Source organism: Aeromicrobium wangtongii (assembly GCF_024584515.1).
Lineage (GTDB): Bacteria > Actinomycetota > Actinomycetes > Propionibacteriales > Nocardioidaceae > Aeromicrobium > Aeromicrobium wangtongii.
This window is the reverse complement of the sequence record NZ_CP102173.1, coordinates 1,128,910-1,147,483: the sequence shown is the minus strand read 5'-3', so window position 1 is coordinate 1,147,483 and position 18,574 is coordinate 1,128,910. Positions and strand designations below refer to the sequence as shown.

15 protein-coding genes are annotated in these 18,574 nt (G+C 70.6%); 3 read left to right on the top strand and 12 right to left on the bottom strand.

All coding sequences use genetic code 11. The annotated features are described in order from the left end of the window. Positions 1 to 24: 24 nt before the first annotated feature. Positions 25 to 1,041 (bottom strand): heat-inducible transcriptional repressor HrcA, encoded by a 1,017-nt coding sequence (hrcA, locus tag NQV15_RS05780; RefSeq protein ID WP_232398704.1) that lies wholly within the window; start codon positions 1,039 to 1,041, stop codon positions 25 to 27. Positions 1,042 to 1,116: 75 nt separating this feature from the next. On the opposite strand from hrcA, the gene NQV15_RS05775 reads away from it, so the two are divergent. Together NQV15_RS05775 and NQV15_RS05770 are read left to right on the top strand one after the other, a co-directional pair. Continuing rightward, positions 1,117 to 1,560, top strand: coding sequence for a hypothetical protein (locus tag NQV15_RS05775; protein WP_232398702.1), 444 nt, complete (start codon positions 1,117 to 1,119; stop codon positions 1,558 to 1,560). Continuing rightward, on the top strand, positions 1,553 to 2,389 hold the full coding sequence (locus NQV15_RS05770) for a DUF3097 domain-containing protein (protein WP_232398701.1): 837 nt from the start codon (positions 1,553 to 1,555) through the stop codon (positions 2,387 to 2,389). The genes NQV15_RS05775 and NQV15_RS05770 overlap by 8 nt, the downstream gene beginning before the upstream one ends. Before the next feature lie 84 nt (positions 2,390 to 2,473). Here NQV15_RS05770 and hemW read toward each other — a convergent pair whose 3' ends face one another. From hemW to lepA, 5 genes are all read right to left on the bottom strand, one after another. Next, a complete protein-coding gene (gene hemW, locus NQV15_RS05765) occupies positions 2,474 to 3,661 on the bottom strand; it encodes a radical SAM family heme chaperone HemW (RefSeq protein WP_232398700.1) in 1,188 nt (395 codons plus the stop codon). Between the two features lie 3 nt (positions 3,662 to 3,664). Beyond that, positions 3,665 to 5,500: an AMP-dependent synthetase/ligase gene (locus tag NQV15_RS05760; RefSeq protein WP_232398699.1), complete on the bottom strand. Its 1,836-nt coding sequence runs from the start codon at positions 5,498 to 5,500 to the stop codon at positions 3,665 to 3,667. A gap of 65 nt (positions 5,501 to 5,565) precedes the next feature. After that, positions 5,566 to 6,201 (bottom strand): MOSC domain-containing protein, encoded by a 636-nt coding sequence (locus tag NQV15_RS05755; protein ID WP_232398697.1) that lies wholly within the window; start codon positions 6,199 to 6,201, stop codon positions 5,566 to 5,568. Between the two features lie 29 nt (positions 6,202 to 6,230). Further along, positions 6,231 to 7,340, bottom strand: a complete 1,110-nt coding sequence (locus NQV15_RS05750; protein WP_232398696.1) for a hypothetical protein — start codon at positions 7,338 to 7,340, stop codon at positions 6,231 to 6,233. A gap of 6 nt (positions 7,341 to 7,346) precedes the next feature. Further along, complete coding sequence (gene lepA / locus NQV15_RS05745) at positions 7,347 to 9,203, bottom strand: translation elongation factor 4 (RefSeq protein WP_232398695.1); 1,857 nt, start codon at positions 9,201 to 9,203, stop codon at positions 7,347 to 7,349. Between the two features lie 164 nt (positions 9,204 to 9,367). Here lepA and rpsT point away from each other — a divergent pair, with 164 nt between their 5' ends. Then, positions 9,368 to 9,628, top strand: a complete 261-nt coding sequence (gene rpsT, locus NQV15_RS05740; protein WP_232398694.1) for a 30S ribosomal protein S20 — start codon at positions 9,368 to 9,370, stop codon at positions 9,626 to 9,628. Positions 9,629 to 9,630: 2 nt separating this feature from the next. Here rpsT and NQV15_RS05735 read toward each other — a convergent pair whose 3' ends face one another. From NQV15_RS05735 to leuS, 6 genes are all read right to left on the bottom strand, one after another. After that, entirely contained in the window at positions 9,631 to 10,824 is a 1,194-nt protein-coding gene (locus tag NQV15_RS05735; RefSeq protein WP_232398693.1) for a DUF418 domain-containing protein, read from the bottom strand. Then, a complete protein-coding gene (gene holA, locus NQV15_RS05730) occupies positions 10,824 to 11,795 on the bottom strand; it encodes a DNA polymerase III subunit delta (RefSeq protein WP_232398692.1) in 972 nt (323 codons plus the stop codon). Before holA ends, NQV15_RS05735 begins: the two co-directional genes overlap by 1 nt. A gap of 9 nt (positions 11,796 to 11,804) precedes the next feature. After that, positions 11,805 to 14,015 (bottom strand): ComEC/Rec2 family competence protein, encoded by a 2,211-nt coding sequence (locus NQV15_RS05725; RefSeq protein WP_232398691.1) that lies wholly within the window; start codon positions 14,013 to 14,015, stop codon positions 11,805 to 11,807. After that, positions 14,012 to 14,755: a helix-hairpin-helix domain-containing protein gene (locus NQV15_RS05720; protein WP_232398690.1), complete on the bottom strand. Its 744-nt coding sequence runs from the start codon at positions 14,753 to 14,755 to the stop codon at positions 14,012 to 14,014. Before NQV15_RS05720 ends, NQV15_RS05725 begins: the two co-directional genes overlap by 4 nt. Positions 14,756 to 14,858: 103 nt before the next feature. Beyond that, positions 14,859 to 15,704, bottom strand: coding sequence for a DegV family protein (locus NQV15_RS05715; RefSeq protein ID WP_232398689.1), 846 nt, complete (start codon positions 15,702 to 15,704; stop codon positions 14,859 to 14,861). A gap of 27 nt (positions 15,705 to 15,731) precedes the next feature. Next, positions 15,732 to 18,551, bottom strand: coding sequence for a leucine--tRNA ligase (gene leuS, locus NQV15_RS05710; RefSeq protein ID WP_232398688.1), 2,820 nt, complete (start codon positions 18,549 to 18,551; stop codon positions 15,732 to 15,734). Between the last annotated feature and the right edge of the window lie 23 nt (positions 18,552 to 18,574).

The window sequence follows — 18,574 nt, the reverse complement described above, 5'->3', positions numbered from 1 at the left end:
TGTGATTGTCCTCGAGTTCGGTGCTCAGTTGTCGGCCAGCGTGCGGCCGACGTAGCGGGCGACGGCGCCGACAGCAGCCATCGTTGCGGGGTAGTCCATGCGGGTGGGGCCGACCGTGCCGAGCGTCGCGAGCGCCATGTCGTCCGCGCCGTACGCCGACGACACGACCGCCGTGCCTGACAGGTTCTCATGGCCGGTCTCGCTGCCGATGCGGACCGACAGGCCACTGGTCGCCTCGCCCAGCAACTTGAGGAGCACGACCTGCTCCTCCATCGCCTCCAGCACCGGCTTGATCGCGGTGTCGAAGTCGCTGCCGAACCGGGCCAGGTTGGCGGTGCCGCCGACGGCGATGCGCTCATCGGACCGCTCGTTGGTGAATGTCTGCGTCAGCGTCGTGACGATCGACGTCACGACCGGGCGGTCGTTGATCGCGAAGGTCTGGATCATGTCGGCGAGCCGCAGCGATGCCTCCGGCAGCCGCTCGCCGACGGTCGCGCGGGTGATGCGCGAGCGCAGGTCGACCAGCAGGTCGTCGGTCAGGGTCTCGACCAGCTCGATGATGCGCTGCTCGACGCGCCCGCTGCTCGTGATGACCACCAGCAGCACGCGAGACCCCTCGAGGGCGACCAGCTCGATGTGGCGCACGGTCGACCGGGTCAGCGACGGGTACTGGACGATCGCGACCTGGTTGGTCAGCTGGGCCAGCACCTTGACGCTGCGTTGGACGACGTCGTCGACGTCGACCGCGCCGTTCATGAAGGTCTCGATCGCGCGGCGCTCGGCGGGAGACAGGGCCTTGACGGTCGCCAGCCGGTCGACGAACAACCGGTAGCCCTTGTCGGTGGGGATGCGGCCCGCGCTGGTGTGCGGCTGGGTCAGGTAGCCCTCGTCCTCCAACGCCGCCATGTCGTTGCGGACCGTCGCGGGCGAGACGCCCAGCTGGTGGCGGTCCAGCAGCGATCGTGAGCCGACGGGCTCCTGGGTCGCCACGTAGTCCTCGACGATGGCACGGAGCACGTCGAGCCGACGGTCGTCAGACATCTCGCTCTCCTTCTGCTGCGCCGTCCCCAGCGCGTCGCTTTGGCACTCTCACCGGTCAAGTGCCAGTCTAACGATGTGCAGGCAATCAGGGAGACGTCCGAGGGGCACGTGGTGGTCGACGGTGGTGAGCGATCGCTCACATACACCCCCCGGCTGGTGACCCTGGACGACGGGACGACCATCGCCCACGAGTCGCAGGGCGGCCAGATGTCGTCGGTGTGGGCCGCTGACCTGGGCGGGGACTTCTTCGTCGAGGTCGCCCATCTGGGCGACGGGCCGGTCGGCGGCGAGCTGGTCATGACCGTCACGTACATCGGCATCGACGAGACGCTGCGCTACGTCGCGCTCGGGGACCTGTGGGCGGCCGAGCTGCCGGCCACCGTGCCCGCGAGCTGGCCCGTCGCGGTCGACCTGGCCCTGGGGCTGCTGGACGGTGACGTCCGCCTGATCGGCACCGATGCGACCAAGGATGATGTCGAGGACCTGCACCAACGACTCCTGGAGGCACTGCATGGCTGACCGGTACGGCAGCGACGTCCTGTCCGGCGACTGGAAGAAGCCCAAGCGAGGACGCTCCGAGGAGGTCGTCGTCGAGCGCGGCATGGTCGTCGAGGACGCCACCACGGGCTTCTGCGGCGAGGTCATGGTCGTGGAGAAGGACCTCGGCATGATGATCCTGGAGGACCGGCGCCTCGTGCGGCGCTCGTTCCCGCTCGGGCCGGGCTACCTGCTGGAGGGCAAGCCGGTCGTCCTGCGTCCACCGTCCGCGGCGACCAAGGCGCTGGCGAAGCGGACGGCGTCCGGCTCCCGCGCGGTGCACGGCGCCCGGGCGCGGGTGGCGCTGCCCAGCCGCATCTACGTGGAGGGCCGGCACGACGCCGAGCTGGTCGAGCGGGTGTGGGGCGACGACCTGCGCATCGAGGGCGTCGCGGTGGAGTACCTGGGCGGCATCGACGACCTGGCCGCGATCGTGGACGAGTTCGGGCCGACCGCCGAGCGGCGCCTCGGCGTCCTGGTCGACCACCTGGTGCCCGGCTCGAAGGAGACCCGGATCGCCGAGCAGGTCTCCGGACGGCCGCACGTGCTCGTGGTCGGCCACCCGTACATCGACGTCTGGCAGTCGGTGAAGCCCGCCCGCCTGGGCGTCGAGCGATGGCCTGTCATCCCCCGTGGGCAGGACTGGAAGTACGGCATCTGCCGCGAGATGGGCTGGCCGCACAAGGACCAGACCGACATCGCGAACGCCTGGAAGCACATCCTCAGCAAGGTCGACTCCTACACCGACCTGGAGCCGGAGTTCCTCGGCCGCGTCGAGGAGCTCATCGACTTCGTGACCGCCCCCGTCTAGCCCACCAACTCGCTGAGTGGGACGTTTCAGCGGGCGCGGCCGCGGGCGGGTCGCGCAAAACGTCCCACTCAGGGGGACTGTGGGTCAGTCGACGAGCTGGCGGACGACGGCGTCGGCCAGGAGGCGACCGGGCCGGGTCAGGACGAGATGGTCGTCGTGGACGTCCGCCAGGCCGCGGCCCACGACATCGGGCACCTCGGCGAGGGCGGCTGCGGTCAGCGCCGACAGGTCCAGCCCGGAGCGCAGCCGGGTCTCCAGCATGATGCGCTCGACCCGGGCGGTGGCGCCGTCGATGCTCTCGCCGTCGTGCCGCGGGGACTCGCCCGCCGCGAGTCGCTGCGCGTAGGCGGCCGGGTGCTTGACGTTCCACCAGCGCTCACCTGCCACGTGCGAGTGCGCGCCGGGGCCGATGCCCAGCCAGTCGTCGCTGTGCCAGTACAGGACGTTGTGCCGGCACCAGGCGGCCTCGTCGCGCGCCCAGTTCGACAGCTCGTACCAGCCGAGCCCCGCCGCGGTCAGCATCTCGTCGGCCAGGACGTACTTGTCGGCGGTCTCGTCGTCATCGGGCATGACGACCTCGCCGCGACGCACCTTGCGGGCGAAGGCCGTGCCCTGCTCGACGATCAGGGCGTAGGCGCTGACGTGATCGGGCTCCAGCGCGATGGCCTGCTCGAGGCTCGCGCGCCAGTCGTCCATCGACTCGCCGGGCGTCCCGTAGATCAGGTCGACGCTGAGCTGCTCGAAGCCGGCCTCCCGCGCCCACCGCACCGCCTGCGGGACGTTGGCCGGGTCATGGGTGCGCTCCAGCGTCGCCAGCACGTGCGGCACCGCGGACTGCACGCCGAAGGAGATGCGGGTGAAGCCGCCGGCCTTCAGCGTCGCCAGCGACTCCGGTGTGACCGAGTCCGGATTGGCCTCGGTGGTCACCTCGACACCGTCCACGAGGCCGAAGGTGTCGTCGATCGCGTCGAGGATGCGCACCAGGTCCGACGAGGGCAGCTGCGTGGGCGTGCCCCCGCCGAAGAACACCGTCTCGACGGGACGCCGTCCCCGCTCGGCGCCGGAGCGGACGATCTCGCTGATCGCGGTGTCGGCGTACGAGGCCCGCGTCGCGCCCTCCCCCAGCTCGTCGGCGGTGTACGTGTTGAAGTCGCAGTAGCCGCAGCGCACCCGGCAGAACGGGACGTGGACGTAGACGCCGAAGGGGCGCGCACCCGCAATCACGGAGGCCCGCCCCCCTGGTGTGGGGAGCGGGCCTTGGGTCGAGTTCACGAACTAAGCGTAGAAGCCGTCCAGAATCGCCTTGTTGTTGGCTTCGACGACATTGCGCTTGACCTTCATGCTCGGCGTGATCTCGCCGGACTCGATCGACAGGTCGTGGTCGAGGATCGCGAACTTCTTGATCGTCTCCCAACGGTTGAGCTTGGTGTTGAGCTCGTCGATCTGGCCCTGGACGAGCGCGTGGATCTCCGGGGACCGCACGACCTCGGTGTAGCTCTTGTCGCCCATGCCGTGGTGGTCGGCCCACTCGGCCACCGCGTCGGGGTCGAGCGTGATGAGCGCCGAGCAGAAGTTGCGCTCGTTGCCGTGGACCAGGATCTGGCTGGTCATGGCGCTGATGCCCTTGAAGATGCCCTCGATGTGCGGCGGCGCGACGTACTTGCCGCCGGAGGTCTTGAACAGCTCCTTCTTGCGGCCGGTGATGAACAAGAAGCCGTCCTCGTCGATGCGGCCCTCGTCACCCGTGTGCAGCCAGCCCTCGTCGGTCAGCGACGACGCGCTCTCCGTCTCGAGGTTGTGGTAGCCGCGCATGATGTGCGGGCCCTTGATGAGCACCTCGCCGTCCGCGGCGATCTTGGCCTCGCTGCCCGGGAACGCCGTGCCGACCGAGCCGATCTTGAAGTTGTCGGGCTGGTTGACGAAGGCGCCGGCCGAGGTCTCGGTGAGTCCGTAGCCCTCCAGGATCAGGACGCCTGCGGCGTGGAACCACTCGGCGATGTCGGGCGACAGCGCCGCGGCACCGGAGATGAAGAACCGGACCCGGCCGCCGAAGCGTGCACGGACCTTGGAGAAGACCAGCTTGTCGGCCAGGCCGAACTTGGCCTTCAGCACCGGGGAGACCGGCTTGCCCGAGCGGACCGCCCGCGAGTACTCGATGCCGACCTTCTCGGCCCAGCGGAAGATCTTGAGCTTCGCGCCGCCGTCGGCCTCGGTCATGCCGATGATGCGGCCGTAGGCCTTCTCGAAGATGCGGGGTGCAGCGCCCATGAACGTCGGCTGGACGACTGCCAGGTTGTCCACGATGCGCGGCACACGGCCATCGATCGCGGTGGGGAAGCCGATCGCCAGCTGCGTCGTGAGCAGCACCTTGCCGAACGAGTGCGCCATCGGCAGCCACAGGAACTGCAGATCGTCCTCGGACAGGATGTTCGCGGCCACCATGACGTAGCCCTCGTAGACCCAGCCGTCGTGGGACAGCCGGACGCCCTTGGGCCGGCCCGTGGTGCCCGAGGTGTAGATCAGCGTCGCGAGCGAGTCACCCGTGGTCTGAGCGACCCGGTCCTGGACGCTGGACGGCTTCTCGGCCAGGTAGCCCTCGCCGAGCTTCTCCAGGTCGGCGAAGCTGATGACCCAGTCTCCGTCGGACGTGCCGTCGAAGACGACGACCTTGACGATCGACGGCAGCTCGGAGTGCTTCTGGCGCAGCTTGGCGACCTGCTCGTCGTCCTCGGCGAACACGATCCGGCTGTCGGAGTCGGCCAGGATGTAGGCGACATCGTCGGCCATCGTCGTGGGGTACACGGTCGTGGTGGCGGCGCCGGCGGCGTTGATCGCCAGATCGGCCAGGATCCACTCCAGGCGCGTGTTCGACGAGATGGCCACCCGCTCCTCGGGCTGGATGCCCAGCGAGATGAGTCCCGCGGCGAGGCGGCTGACGCGGTCACCGGTCTCGCTCCACGTGAGCGACTGCCAGTTCTCGTTCTCGTCGGGATAGCGGTACGCCTCGCGGGAGCCGCTCTTGGTCACCCGGTCGAAGAACATGGCCGAGACGCTGGTTGGACGGTTCTCGATGATGGCTAGTTGTTCGGGGGTGACAACTGGAGCAGGCATGTGGTGATCCTTCACACGTACGTACTGACGGAATGTGGTGCCGATCACCCTAACCTACTCGTAGGTCACTTCGCGGGGTCGTTGCGACCTTCACCCAACCGGCGGGCGACGAAGGCGGCGACCCGCGGCTCGACCGCCAGCCGGGGCACCAGCGCCCGCTCGGTCGTCAGGGCACGGAACAGGAAGTCGATCGTGACCTCGTGGTCGCGCTGCTCGACGACGTCGATCCGGTCCCCCACGGCGACCGGTCCCTCCTCGAGCACCCGCAGGTACACGCCGGGGCGGCGCGCCTGCATGAACCGCTTGACCCAGTGCTTCTCGTCCAGAAACCCCTGAAACACCGAGCACGGGATGCGGACGCCCGACACCTCCAGCAGCGCCCCGCCGATCCGCCACCGGTCGCCACCGTGCGCGTGGGTCAGGTCGATCCCCCGCGTCGTGAGGTTCTCACCGAACTGCCCGGGACGCAGCTCGCGTCCCAGCTCGCCGGACCAGGTCTGCAGGTCCTCGGCGGCATAGGCGTACACCGCCTGGTCGGGTCCGCCGTGGTTGACCAGGTCGCCGATCTCGTCGCCGTCGACGCCATGCGTCCGCAGGTGCACCGGTCCGTCGGCGGGACGCTTGTCGATCGCGCTCCACTTGTACTTGCCCCACGGCACCGCCACCGCCGGGCCCACGTTGATCGACTCGACGACTGCCACGCGCGTCACCCTATCGGCGCCGGGTGCGCTCACCCCCGCGATCGGCGCCGCCGGAGCACCCACCGGACCGGTAGGTCCACCGCGCTGCCGAGCACCGTCGTCACGCCCAGCACTCCCCACAGCCGGGACCGTCCGGACCGCCATGCCGCGATCATCGCGCCGCCGGCCGCGATGCTGGCGACGCTCGACACGACGTACCAGGGACGCAGCTCCCGGGCGCCCCGGTCCATCCACTGCACCCAGGCCGGATCGTCGTCCGATGGCCGCGACACGTCGCGCAGGGCGGCCACGAAGGTCTTCGGCTCGTGGACGACCGCACCGGGGAGGTCCTCCACGGCGCACTCCCCGCTGAGGACCCACGCGGCCTCGTCCGGCAGCCCCAGCAGGTGGCACAGCTCGCCCAGCGGCGGACGCGCCTGCCCGAGCACGGCCTGCAACGGCTCGACGGACTCGGCGGGCAGGTCGAGCAGCTCCACGATCTCGGCGGCGTCACCCTCGACGGGCCGCATCGAGTCACGCAGCCCGTCCTGCGCCGCGGAGCCCACCGGTGACCACTCGGGCCCCCAGACGTGCAGCTCGGCCTCCTCGCGCCCGGCCAGCACCTGGAGGACGAGGTACGGTTCCCGCCGCCACAGCACGACCGAACCGCCCTTGGCGCTCGTGAAGACGTCGATCAGCCGGTGCTCGGGCCCCGTGACCGGTTGCACGCGGCCGAACAGCACCCTGTCGCCCGTCCGCACCTCGGCCAGGGTCAGCTTCTCCATGCTGGCCTCCAGGTCGAGCCGCATGCCGCGGGCCGTGGCCACGGCGACCTCGTGGAGTCGCTCGGACGGTGACTGGCACAGCGGCGCGAGCAGCTCGTGACCGCCGATGACCACGTCGCCGACCTGCACGTCCGGCCACACCGGGTCGAGAGCGGCGCGCAGGTCGTCGAGCTCCAGCAGCTGCAGGTCGCCGTCCCGGTCGACCGCGAGAAGCCCCTCCTCGTCGGCCGCGAGCCGCGCGACGACCCAGCCCTCGTGGCCCAGCCGTGCGCCGTCGATGGCCCAGCCCACCAGGCCGAGGCCACCGAGCCGGGCGACCAGGTCACCCACGTCGGCGGCACCGCCGCGGACCGCGACCAGCACCTCTTCGAACACTGCCGGCTACTTCTTGTCGACGTCGCCCGTGGAGAGGGCAGCGATGAAGGCTTCCTGCGGGACCTCGACGCGGCCCACCATCTTCATGCGCTTCTTGCCCTCCTTCTGCTTCTCCAACAGCTTGCGCTTGCGGCTGATGTCGCCGCCGTAGCACTTGGCGAGCACGTCCTTGCGGATCGCGCGGATGTTCTCGCGGGCGATGACCCGGGCACCGATCGCGGCCTGGATCGGCACCTCGAACTGCTGGCGTGGGATGAGCTCCTTGAGCTTGCCGGCCAGCGAGACCCCGTAGGCGTAGGCGTTGTCGCGGTGCACGATCGCGCTGAACGCGTCGACGACCTCGCCCTGCAGCAGCACGTCGACCTTGACCAGGTCGGCTGCCTGCTCGCCCGTCGGCTCGTAGTCCAGCGAGGCATAGCCCTTCGTGCGGCTCTTGAGGGCGTCGAAGAAGTCGAACATGATCTCGCCCATGGGCAGCGTGTACTTGATCTCGACGCGGTCCTCGGACAGGTAGTCCATGCCCAGCAGCACGCCACGACGCGCCTGACACAGCTCCATGATGACGCCGATGTAGTCCGACGGGCTCAGGACCGTGGCGCGCACGACGGGCTCGTAGACCTTCGCGATCTTGCCGTCGGACGGGTACTCCGACGGGTTGGTGACCGTGATCTCCTTGCCGTCCTCCATCTCGACGCGGTAGACGACGTTGGGCGCGGTCGAGATCAGCTCGAGGTTGAACTCGCGCTCGAGCCGCTCGCGGACGATCTCCAGGTGCAGCAGGCCGAGGAAGCCGATGCGGAAGCCGAAGCCCAGCGCTCCGGACGACTCCGGCTCGTACACCAGCGCCGCGTCGTTGAGCTGGAGCTTCTCGAGGGCGTCGCGCAGCGTCGGGTAGTCGTCGCCGTCCAGCGGGTAGAGGCCCGAGTAGACCATCGGGTTGGGGGTCTTGTAGCCGCCGAGCGGCTCGGTGGCGCCGCGGATGTGGGACGTCACGGTGTCGCCGACCCGGGACTGGCGGACCTCCTTCACTCCGGTGATGAGGTAGCCCACCTCACCGACGCCCAGATCGGGTGACTTCATCGGCTCGGGCGAGATGACGCCGACCTCGAGCATCTCGTGGACCGCGCCGGTCGACATCATCTTGATCTTGTCGCGGTGGCTGAGCTTGCCGTCGACGACGCGGACGTACGTCACGACGCCGCGGTAGGTGTCGTAGACCGAGTCGAAGATCAGCGCGCGCGCCGGGCCGTCGGGATCGCCCTTCGGCGGCGGGATCTCGTCGACGATCAGGTTGAGCAGCTCCTCGACGCCCTGGCCGGTCTTGGCCGACACGCGCAGGACGTCATCGGGGTTGCCGCCGATGATGCCGGCGATCTCCTCGGCGTACTTCTCCGGCTGTGCGCCGGGCAGGTCGATCTTGTTGAGCACCGGGATGATGTCCAGGTCGGCGTCGATCGCCAGGTACAGGTTCGCCAGCGTCTGCGCCTCGATGCCCTGCGCCGCGTCGACCAGCAGCACGGCCCCCTCGCACGCCTCCAGGCTGCGGCTGACCTCATAGGTGAAGTCGACGTGTCCCGGGGTGTCGATCATGTTCAGGATGTACACCTCGCCGGCGTCATCGCCGCTGCTCTTGACGAACGGCATGCGGACGGCCTGGCTCTTGATCGTGATGCCGCGCTCGCGCTCGATGTCCATCCGGTCGAGGTACTGGGCCTTCATGTCGCGGCCGTCGACCACGCCGGTGTGCTGCAGCATGCGGTCGGCCAACGTCGACTTTCCGTGGTCGATGTGCGCGATGATGCAGAAGTTGCGCAGGACCTTCGGGTCGGTGGCCCCGGGCTGGGGTACGGGGCGGGTGCTCATGGTGGACCATTCTCCCACCACCCCCCACGTGCTCGTGCCACCAGTGGCCCATCGACCGATTTGAGGCGTCGGGTGGCCGACTGGTAGAGTGAGCGGTCGCGTGCTCCGGTACGTCCACCTCATCTTTGTTCAGTGCTTCCACCCGAGAGAAACAGGTTTGCCCCGTGGCGAATATCAAGTCGCAGATCAAGCGCAACCGCCAGAACGAGCTGGCTCGTGAGCGCAACAAGTCCGTGCGCTCCGCGCTGAAGACGGCCGTCCGCCGCTTCGAGGAGGCTGTCACGGCCGGCAACACCGACGACGCCAAGAAGCTCGCCGGTGAGGCCACCCGCAAGCTGGACAAGGCTGCCTCCAAGAAGGTCATCCACAAGAACCAGGCGGCCAACCGCAAGTCGGCCATCGCCAAGAAGGCCGCGGCGCTCTGACGTCAGTCCTCTGACCGCTCAGCGGTCGCAGACACGCCCCGGACCTCGTCGTCCGGGGCGTTCTTGCGTTCCCACTGCCAGGTCTGCGGCAGGGAGATGAGCCGGACGGCGCTCTCCAGCGGACCGCGCCCCACCCACCGGCGCCACACGACCGCGAACGTCCCCAGGACGACGACCTGCAGCAGCCAGTCGCCGTAGCTGCCGATCTGCGCAGCCGGGTCGACGCTGTCGGCCGCATGGACCGCCAACCGCCACGTCCAGAGCACGTGGACCGTGTACAGCGTCAACGTCATCGCCCCGGCGGCACGCAGCGGCGACAGGACGGTCCTGCCCCAGGGCGCCCGCGTGGCCAGCGCGCACAGACCGATCACGACCAGCGCCGAGCCGATCGCGCCGAGGACGTTGAGCGGCCGTGAGGTGTGCTCGCCGACGAGCCACAGCTCGGGCCACGACGCCGGTGCGTACGGATACGGCGACAGCACGAACAGCTGACGCCAGCCCTGGACGGCCAAGTCGTCGAACACGCCCCGGGCGATGGCGGCGGCCCCGATCACCAGTGAACCGGCGAGCAGCAGTGCGCCACCGGCCAGCACGCGCAGCGAGGTGCGCAAGTCGCCCAGATCGAGCCGGCCGATGCCCAGACCCACCAGCACGTAGGCGAACCACACCCCGGCGGGATACTCCCCCCAGACCACCAGCTCAGCCAGCAGGTTCCACGGTGGCCACGCATCGGACAGCTCGGCCTGGTCGGACACGACGGGCCCGTGCTCGATCTGCAGCCACAGCAGGAGCACCGGTGCGACGACCGCCCACACCAGCCCCAGCGGGATCAGCGTGCGGGCGGGCAGACGCCGGAACGGCAGCGCCATGACGATCAGCAGCCCGTAGAAGGCCAGGATCACGTAGACCGGCATGCCGTTCAGCGAGCCCAGCACCAGTCCCAGCACGATCAGAACCACACCACGGATGCACGTCGCGGTGACCGAGCCGGTGCCGCGCGGATCGCGCCGGTGCACCAGGGACAGCGCGACGCCGGCCAGCAGCGCGAACAGGGGCGCCGCCCGGCCACCGGCGATCATCTGCCCGATGGGCGGGTTCTGCTCCGTCCACCGCGGACCCAGGTGGACGAACATCATGCCCAGCAGAGCCACCCCGCGGGCGACGTCGACCGCGTCGACACGGGGCGCCCGGGCCATCAGCGGCGCCGTTGGGCAGCGACCGCGAGCACCATCCGCTCGACGGCGAAGGCCGGATCGGCCGCGCCGCCCTTCACGTCCAGATCGGCCTGCGCGACCGCGGAGATCGCGGCCGCCAAGCCCTGGGGGTCCCAGCTGCGCAGCTGCTGGCGCATCGTGCGGATCTTGAACGGCGGAGCGCCGATGCGGGTGGCGAGCTCGTTGTCGCGCAGGCCGTCGGGCGCACCGGCCAGCTTGGCCAGGGACCGCAGGCCGGTCGCCAGGGCGCTGGTGATGAGCACGGGCGCGATCTTGGCCGACTCCGCCCAGCGGGCGTGCTCGAGGGCGACGTCGATGCGTCCGTCGATCGTGGCGTCGGCGATCTCGTAGCCGCGGACGTCGGCCCGTCCGCCGAAGTACTGCTGCACCAGTGAGGTGCCGATGTGCGCGCCGGGCTCGAGATTGGCCACCAGCTGGTCGGCCGCGCCGGCCAGGGCCCGCAGGTCCTGACCCACCGCCGTGACCAGATAGCTGGCTGCCTGCTCGTCGATGCGGGCGCCCAGGTCGCGGACCTCGGTGAACACCCAGCGCGCGTAGTCACGCTCGTACTTGGGCTGCTCGACCTTGACCTCGCTCACCGCGGAAGCCTTGCGCAGCTTGTCGAGCAGGCCCTTGCCCTTCTGCCCGCCGCCGTGCACCAGGATCACCGCGATGTCCGGCGACGGCTCAGCGGCATACGCCAGCAGCTCGGTCTGCGCGACATCGGGGAGGTCCTGCAGCTCGGTCAGCACCAGGGCGCTGGCATCGCTGAACAGCGATGGGCTGGTGAGGCCGGCGAGCTCGCCGGGCTGCAGCCCCGACGAGGTCGTGGTGGCGACCTCGCACTCGGGGTGCTCGGCGGTCACGACCTTGACGGCCTTGGCCCGCACCCGGTCGGCCAGGAACTCGGCATTGCCGGTGATGAGCAGGATCTTGCCGAATGCCGAGGCCACGGGACAAGACTAGTCGCGGGTCACGACACGCAGTCGACCATCCACCAGGACGACCGCGATGTCGCCGCCGGTGTCGGTCCGCCAGGTCCTGGCGCGCTCACGTCGCAGCAGGGCCAGCAGGGATGCGGTGGGATGCCCGTAGTCGTTGTCGGCGCCGACGCTGATCGTCGCGATCGCGGCGCGCACCTGCCCGATGAACCCGGGGTCCTGGTCGGCGCTGCCGTGGTGCGGGACCTTCAGGACGTCCGCCGACACGTCGGCGCCGGTGCGCAGCAGGCGCTGCTGGGCCTGCGCGCCGATGTCCCCGGTCAGCAGGATGCGCACACCGCGCACCGTCGCCAGGAGGACGACGCTGGCGGCGTTGGGATCGCCGGCCTCCCCCGCGGCAGCCGGCGCCCACAGGACGTCGGCCGCCGTGTCACCGAGGGCGAAGGACTCCCCCGCCCGCGCCTCGTGCTGCGGGACGCCCCGCACCGACGGCCCACCGGACGTCCCGACGAGCACCTGGTCGACGCGTCTGCCGTCGAGCGCACCGCGCCAGCCGTCGACGTGATCGGCGTGGGCGTGGGTCAGGACGAGCAGCCGCACCGTGTGGATGCCCAGGGAGTCGAGGCACCGGTCGACCGGAGCGTCGTGCTCCCCCGTGTCGACCACGACCGCCTCGCCGGGGCCGACGGGCAGCACCGAGGCGTCGCCCTGCCCGACATCGCACGCCACCATGACCCAGCCCGGCGGCGGCCACCCCGTCTCGGGAGGCCGCCACATGCCGATCAGGACGCCCAGCGCGAGGCCCGTGAACAGGACCGGGCGCGATGCCAGCCGGATCGCGGCCCAGGTCACCGCCGGCACGATCAGCACGAGCAGCTGCCACGGGGCGTTCCACTCCAGCGATGCGGAGTCGAGGTCCGCGGCGGTGTGCCCCACGGCCAGGATCCAGCGGGCGCTGGCCCCGGCGACGACCCCGCACAGCTGACCGGCTGGTGGCCAGACGACCGCCAGGAGCCCGCCGACCAGGCCGGCGATCGTGGCCGGTGCGACGGCAGGCGCGGCCAGCAGATTAGCCACGACCGCGACCAGGGAGACCTCACCCGACAGCGCCGCGATGGCCGGGGTGCAGACCAGCTGTGCGGCCAGCGGCACCGCGACCGCCACGGCGCACCAGTGCGGCAGCCAGGTCTGCAGCCGCCGGACGAGCATCGGCGCCAGCAGCAGGATTCCGGCCGTGGCGCTGACTGACAGGATGAAGCCCGGCGACCGGGCCAGCCACGGATCGAGGAACAGCAGCGCGACGACCGCCCAGCACAGCGCCCGCAGGCCTCCACGTGCCCCGAAGCCGAGAGCCGCGACCCCGACGGCGCCCATCGCGGCGGCCCGCACCACGCTCGGCTCAGGACGCGCCAGCAGGACGAAGGCCACGATGGACAGCAGGCCGACGATCCACAGGCGGCGCAGGCCCGCGGCCCGGCCCAGCGCCATCGTGACCGCCAGGACGATCGTCAGGTTGCTGCCGGACACCGCCATCAGGTGCGTCAGCCCGCTGCGGCGGAAGTCCTCCTCGACCTCGTCGGAGATCCTGCTGTCATCGCCGTCGACCAGCGCGGGCACCAGCGCCCGGGGCTCGTCGGACAACCGTTCCACCGACCGGCGGACGCCGGCCCGCACCCGTTCTGACGCCTCCCACCACCAGGCCGCACCCGATGACGCGCTGCGCCGGACGACGTCGATGACGGCGCTGCGGTCGGTGTCGTGCGAGGGCCCCAGCCGCCCCTGCAGGGTGACGCGCCGACCGACGACGAGGTCATCGGCCCTTCCGTCGAGAAAGGCCGTGGCCCGCGATCGCAGGCGCAGCTCGGATCCGTCCACGACAACCCTCCGCACGACGACCTGCACGATCGTCGAGTCCTGCCCGCGCAGCCTGAACACCCGGGCGTCGCCGCTCACGGTGACCTCGAGCATCGCGAGACGGCCGTCCCGGGCCAGGTCGACCAGCGGTGACTGCTCGACGGTCGCCAGACGCCACGCGCACGACGCGGCGACGGCTGCCACGCAGACCGCGGCCAGCAGGACCGGTCTGGCCCACCGCCGGCGCCACACGGCGGCAGCGAGGACCACGGCAGCAACGGCCACCGCGACCGCAGCCGGCGATCCGGTGGTCACCAGCCAGGCGGCCAGTGCCCAGGCCAGGACGGCGCCCGGCGCCATCCTGGCGTCGTGGTTCACACCACGACGAGATCGCGCAGCTCGGCGAGCGTCGCCTCGCCGATGCCCTTGACGTCGAGCAGGTCCTCGACGCTGCCGAAGCGGCCGTTCGTCTCCCGCCAGCCGAGGATGGCCTGCGCCGTGACGGGGCCGACTCCCGGCAGCGTGTCCAGCTGTTCGGCCGTCGCGGTGTTGAGGTTGACCTTTCCTCCCGCCGTGGCGCCGCCGGCGGGAGGCGCGGTCCCCGCCGGGGCACCGGCCACCTCGACGGGGTCGAGACCGACCAGGATCTGCTCGCCGTCGCTGAGCTCACGAGCCAGGTTGAGCGCTGTCGTGTCGACCCGTCCCCTCAGGCCGCCGGCGGCCTCGATCGCCTCGTACACCCGCGAACCCTTCGGGACCGTCACGATGCCCGGCTGCTTGACCTTGCCCACCACGTCGATGACCAGGAGACCGCCGGGAGCGCCCGACGCCGCCGCACCGGCCGATGCGCTCGCCGACGGCGCGAAGGCCAGCGGCGCGACCGGATCGCTGGCGTGCGGCCGCCCGGCCAGCAGCCACCAGACCAGCAGCACGGAGCCGGCCACGGCGAGCGCACCGAGCGCGCGCACGTGCGGGATCTCGGTGCGGCGGCGCGGCACCGGCGCCTCGTCGTCCGCCGGAGGCAGCTCGGCGTCGAACGAGGCAGCGAGCGCCGCGAGCCGGCGACGGGCGATCTCGGCGCGCGTCTCGTCCGGATCGTCTCGTCGGGTTGGTCTCACTCCTCGACGGTAGGCACCACCGCCGGCGATCGGGAGCGCCGCTGATCCCGGCTGTGGACAAGCGGATCCGGGGTCGCACCCGGTGGACGCCGCAGCCGCTGGGTCAGCGCGGGGTGATGGTGACGGCGATCATCCCCGGGCCGACATGGGCGCCGATCGCCGCGCCGACCTCGTCCACCGCGATGCTCTCGCGGTCCAGCGTGGCGGCGAGCCGTCCCGCGACGGCATTCGCGGTCGGCAGGCTGGCCAGGTGCTGCACGCCGATGTCGAAGCCGTTCTCGCACGACGTCGCCTGCTCGACGGCGAGGGCCTCGAGCCGGGCCAGCGCCTTGGCCTTGGTCCGGACGCGCTCGAGCGGCACCACGAGCCCGTCGGTGATCGTGAGCAGCGGCTTGACCGCGAGGGCCGAGCCGATCAGCGCGGCCGCGGCGCCGACCCGTCCGCCGCGGCGCAGGTACTCCAGCGTGTCGACGTACAGCAGCGCGGTCGAGCTCTCCCCCGCCTGCCGGGCGGCCTCCGCAACGCCGACGGCGTCCTCGCCGGCGTCCCGAGCCTGGGCGGCACGACCGGCGGCGAATCCCGTGGCGATGCCCACCTGGGTGGAGTCGATGCAGGTCACCGGGATCGAGCACTGCTTGGAGGCCAGCACCGCGGAGTCCAGCGTCCCCGACATCCGGGCGCTCAGGTGCACCGAGACGATCGCCTCGGCTCCCTCGGCCGCGAGCCGCTCGTACACCGCCAGGAAGTCATCGGGGGTCGGACGCGAGGTGCTCACCGGCACGAAACCGGCCAGCGCCTCGGCGATCATGTCCGCCGTGACGTCGTGGCCCTCGGTGAAGACGTCCGCGCCGATGATGACCTGGAGCGGGACGACCGTGATGTCCTCGCGCAGCGCATCGTTCGGCGACAGTGAAGACGTCGAGTCCGTGACGACGGCGATGCGGGGCATGCGCGAATGGTATCCGAGCCGTGCGTCCTAGACGACGATGCTGACGAGCTTGGGCGCCTTCACGATGACCTTGCGGATCTCGCGACCGTCGATCGTCTTGACGACATTGGGCTCGGCCAGCGCCAGTGCGGTCAGCTCGTCGTCGGAGATGTCGGGGCTGACCTCCAGCTTGCCGCGCACCTTGCCCAGCACCTGCACGACGCAGGTGACCGAGCTGGACGTCAGGTGGGCCGGGTCGGCGACCGGGTAGGCCGCATGCGTCAGCGACTCGGTGTGCCCCAGCCGCGACCACAGCTCCTCGGCCAGGTGGGGTGCCAGCGGTGCGAGCATCAGGACGAGCGGCTCGACCGCCGCCCGGCTGCTCACGCCGACCTTCGTCAGGTGGTTGGTCAGCTCGATCAGCTTGGCGATCGCGGTGTTGAACCGCAGGTCCTGCATGTCGCCGCGCACCCCGTCGATCGTGGTGTGCAGGACGTGCAGCGTCGCTGCGTCCAGCGGCTCGTCATCGACCCGCAGGTCGCCGGTCTCCTCGTCGACCAACAGGCGCCAGACGCGCTGCAGGAAGCGCTGCGAGCCGACGACGGCGCGGGTCTCCCACGGCCGGGAGACGTCCAACGGGCCCATCGACATCTCGTAGACCCGGAAGGTGTCAGCGCCGTACGCGTCGTACATCTCGTCGGGGGTCACGACGTTCTTGAGGCTCTTGCCCATCTTCCCGTACTCACGGGTGACGGGCTTGCCGGCGTACCAGTACCCGCCGTCGCGCTCCTCGACCTGGTCGGCGGGCACGTAGGTCCCCCGCTCGTCGACGTACGCGTAGGCCTGGATGTAGCCCTGGTTGAACAAGCGGTGGAACGGCTCCTCGCTGGACACGTGGCCCAGGTCGAACAGCACCTTGTGCCAGAAGCGCGCGTACAGCAGGTGCAGGACCGCGTGCTCGACGCCGCCGACGTACAGGTCGACGCCACCGGTGCCGCCGGGCGTGCGGGGGCCGAGCCAGTAGCGCTCGTTCTCCGGGTCGGCGATGGCCTCGGTGTTGTGCGGGTCGGTGTAGCGCAGCTCGTACCAGGACGATCCGGCCCAGTTGGGCATCGTGTTGGTCTCGCGCCGGTAGTGGCGCGGGCCGTCACCGAGGTCGAGCAGCACGTGCACCCAGTCGTCGGCGCGTGCCAGCGGCGGCTCCGGCTCGCTGTCGGCGTCCTCGGGCTCGTAGGTCTTCGGCGAGTAGTCCGGGACGTCCGGCAGCTCGACGGGCAGCATGTGGTCGGGCACCGCGATGGGCTGGTCCAGCTCGTCGTAGACGATGGGGAACGGCTCGCCCCAGTACCGCTGGCGGCTGAACAGCCAGTCGCGCAGGCGGTAGGTCGTGGTGCCCTCGCCGGCCCCGTGCTCCTGCAGCCACTCGATGACGGCGGTCTTGGCCGCGTCGACGGCCAGCCCGTTGATGTCCAGGTCGCCGTGCGCGGAGTTCACCGCCGGGCCCTCACCGGGGTAGGCGCCCTCGACGCCCTCGGGCGGCTGGACGGTGTGGATGATCGGCAGTCCGTAGGCCTGCGCGAACTCCCAGTCGCGCTGGTCGCCCCCGGGCACGGCCATGATGGCGCCCGTGCCGTAGCCGGTCAGCACGTAGTCGGCGATGAAGACCGGGATCTGCTCGCCGTTGACGGGGTTGACCGCGTACGAGCCGGTGAACACACCGGTCTTGTCCTTGTTCTCCTGGCGCTCCAGGTCGGTCTTGGCCGCCGCCGCGGCACGATAGGCCGCGACCGCCTCGGCCGGTGTCGCGACGCCGTTGGTCCACGCGCGCGGCGTTCCCTCGGGCCACGCCTCGGTGGTCAGTGCACCCACGAGCTCGTGCTCGGGCGCAAGCACTGCGTACGTCGCACCGAACAGGGTGTCGGGACGGGTCGTGAAGACGTCGAAGGACGCAGCCGCCGCCGGCACGTCGAACCGGACCCGGGCGCCGTGCGAGCGTCCGATCCAGTTGCGCTGCATGTTCTTGACCGACTCGGGCCAGTCGACGCGCTCCAGGTCGTCGATCAGGCGGTCGGAGTAGGCGGTGATGCGCATCTTCCACTGGCGCAGGTTGCGCGTGAAGACCGGGAAGTTGCCGCGCTCGCTGCGACCCTCGGCCGTGACCTCCTCGTTGGCCAGCACGGTGCCCAGGCCCGGGCACCAGTTGACCGGCGACTCGTCGACGTAGGCGAGGCGGCGCGAGTCGATCAGGATGCGTCGCTCGAGCGGGCCGAGCTCGGCCCAGCCGGCGCCGTCGGGCGCGGTGCGGACGCCGGACTCGTACTCGGCGCGCAGCTCGCTGATCGGACGGGCCTTCTGCTGGTCCTCGTCGTACCAGGACTCGAAGATCTGGATGAAGATCCACTGCGTCCAGCGCACGAAGTCCGGATCGATCGTCGCGAAGCTGCGGCGCGGATCGTGCGCCAGACCCAACCGGCGCAGCTGGCGGCGCATGTTGGCGATGTTCGACAACGTGTTGGTGCGCGGGTGCTCGCCGGTCTGCACCGCGTGGATCTCGGCCGGCAGGCCGAAGGCGTCGTAGCCCAGCGCGTGCAGGACGTTGTCGCCCAGCATGCGGCGGTAGCGGCCGACCACGTCGGTCGCGATGTAACCCAGCGGGTGGCCGACGTGCAGGCCCGCACCCGAGGGGTACGGGAACATGTCCATGATGAAGTACTTGTCGCCCGAGACGTCACCCGCGAGGTCGCCCACGGGGTTCGGGGCCTCGAAGGTTCCCTCGGCGTCCCACCTGTCCTGCCAACGGCGCTCGATGTCGCCGGCCAGGTCGCTCGTGTAGCGGTACGAGGTGGGTGTCTCTTCAGGCGTGCTCACTGCCCGCATGTTACCGGTGGCAG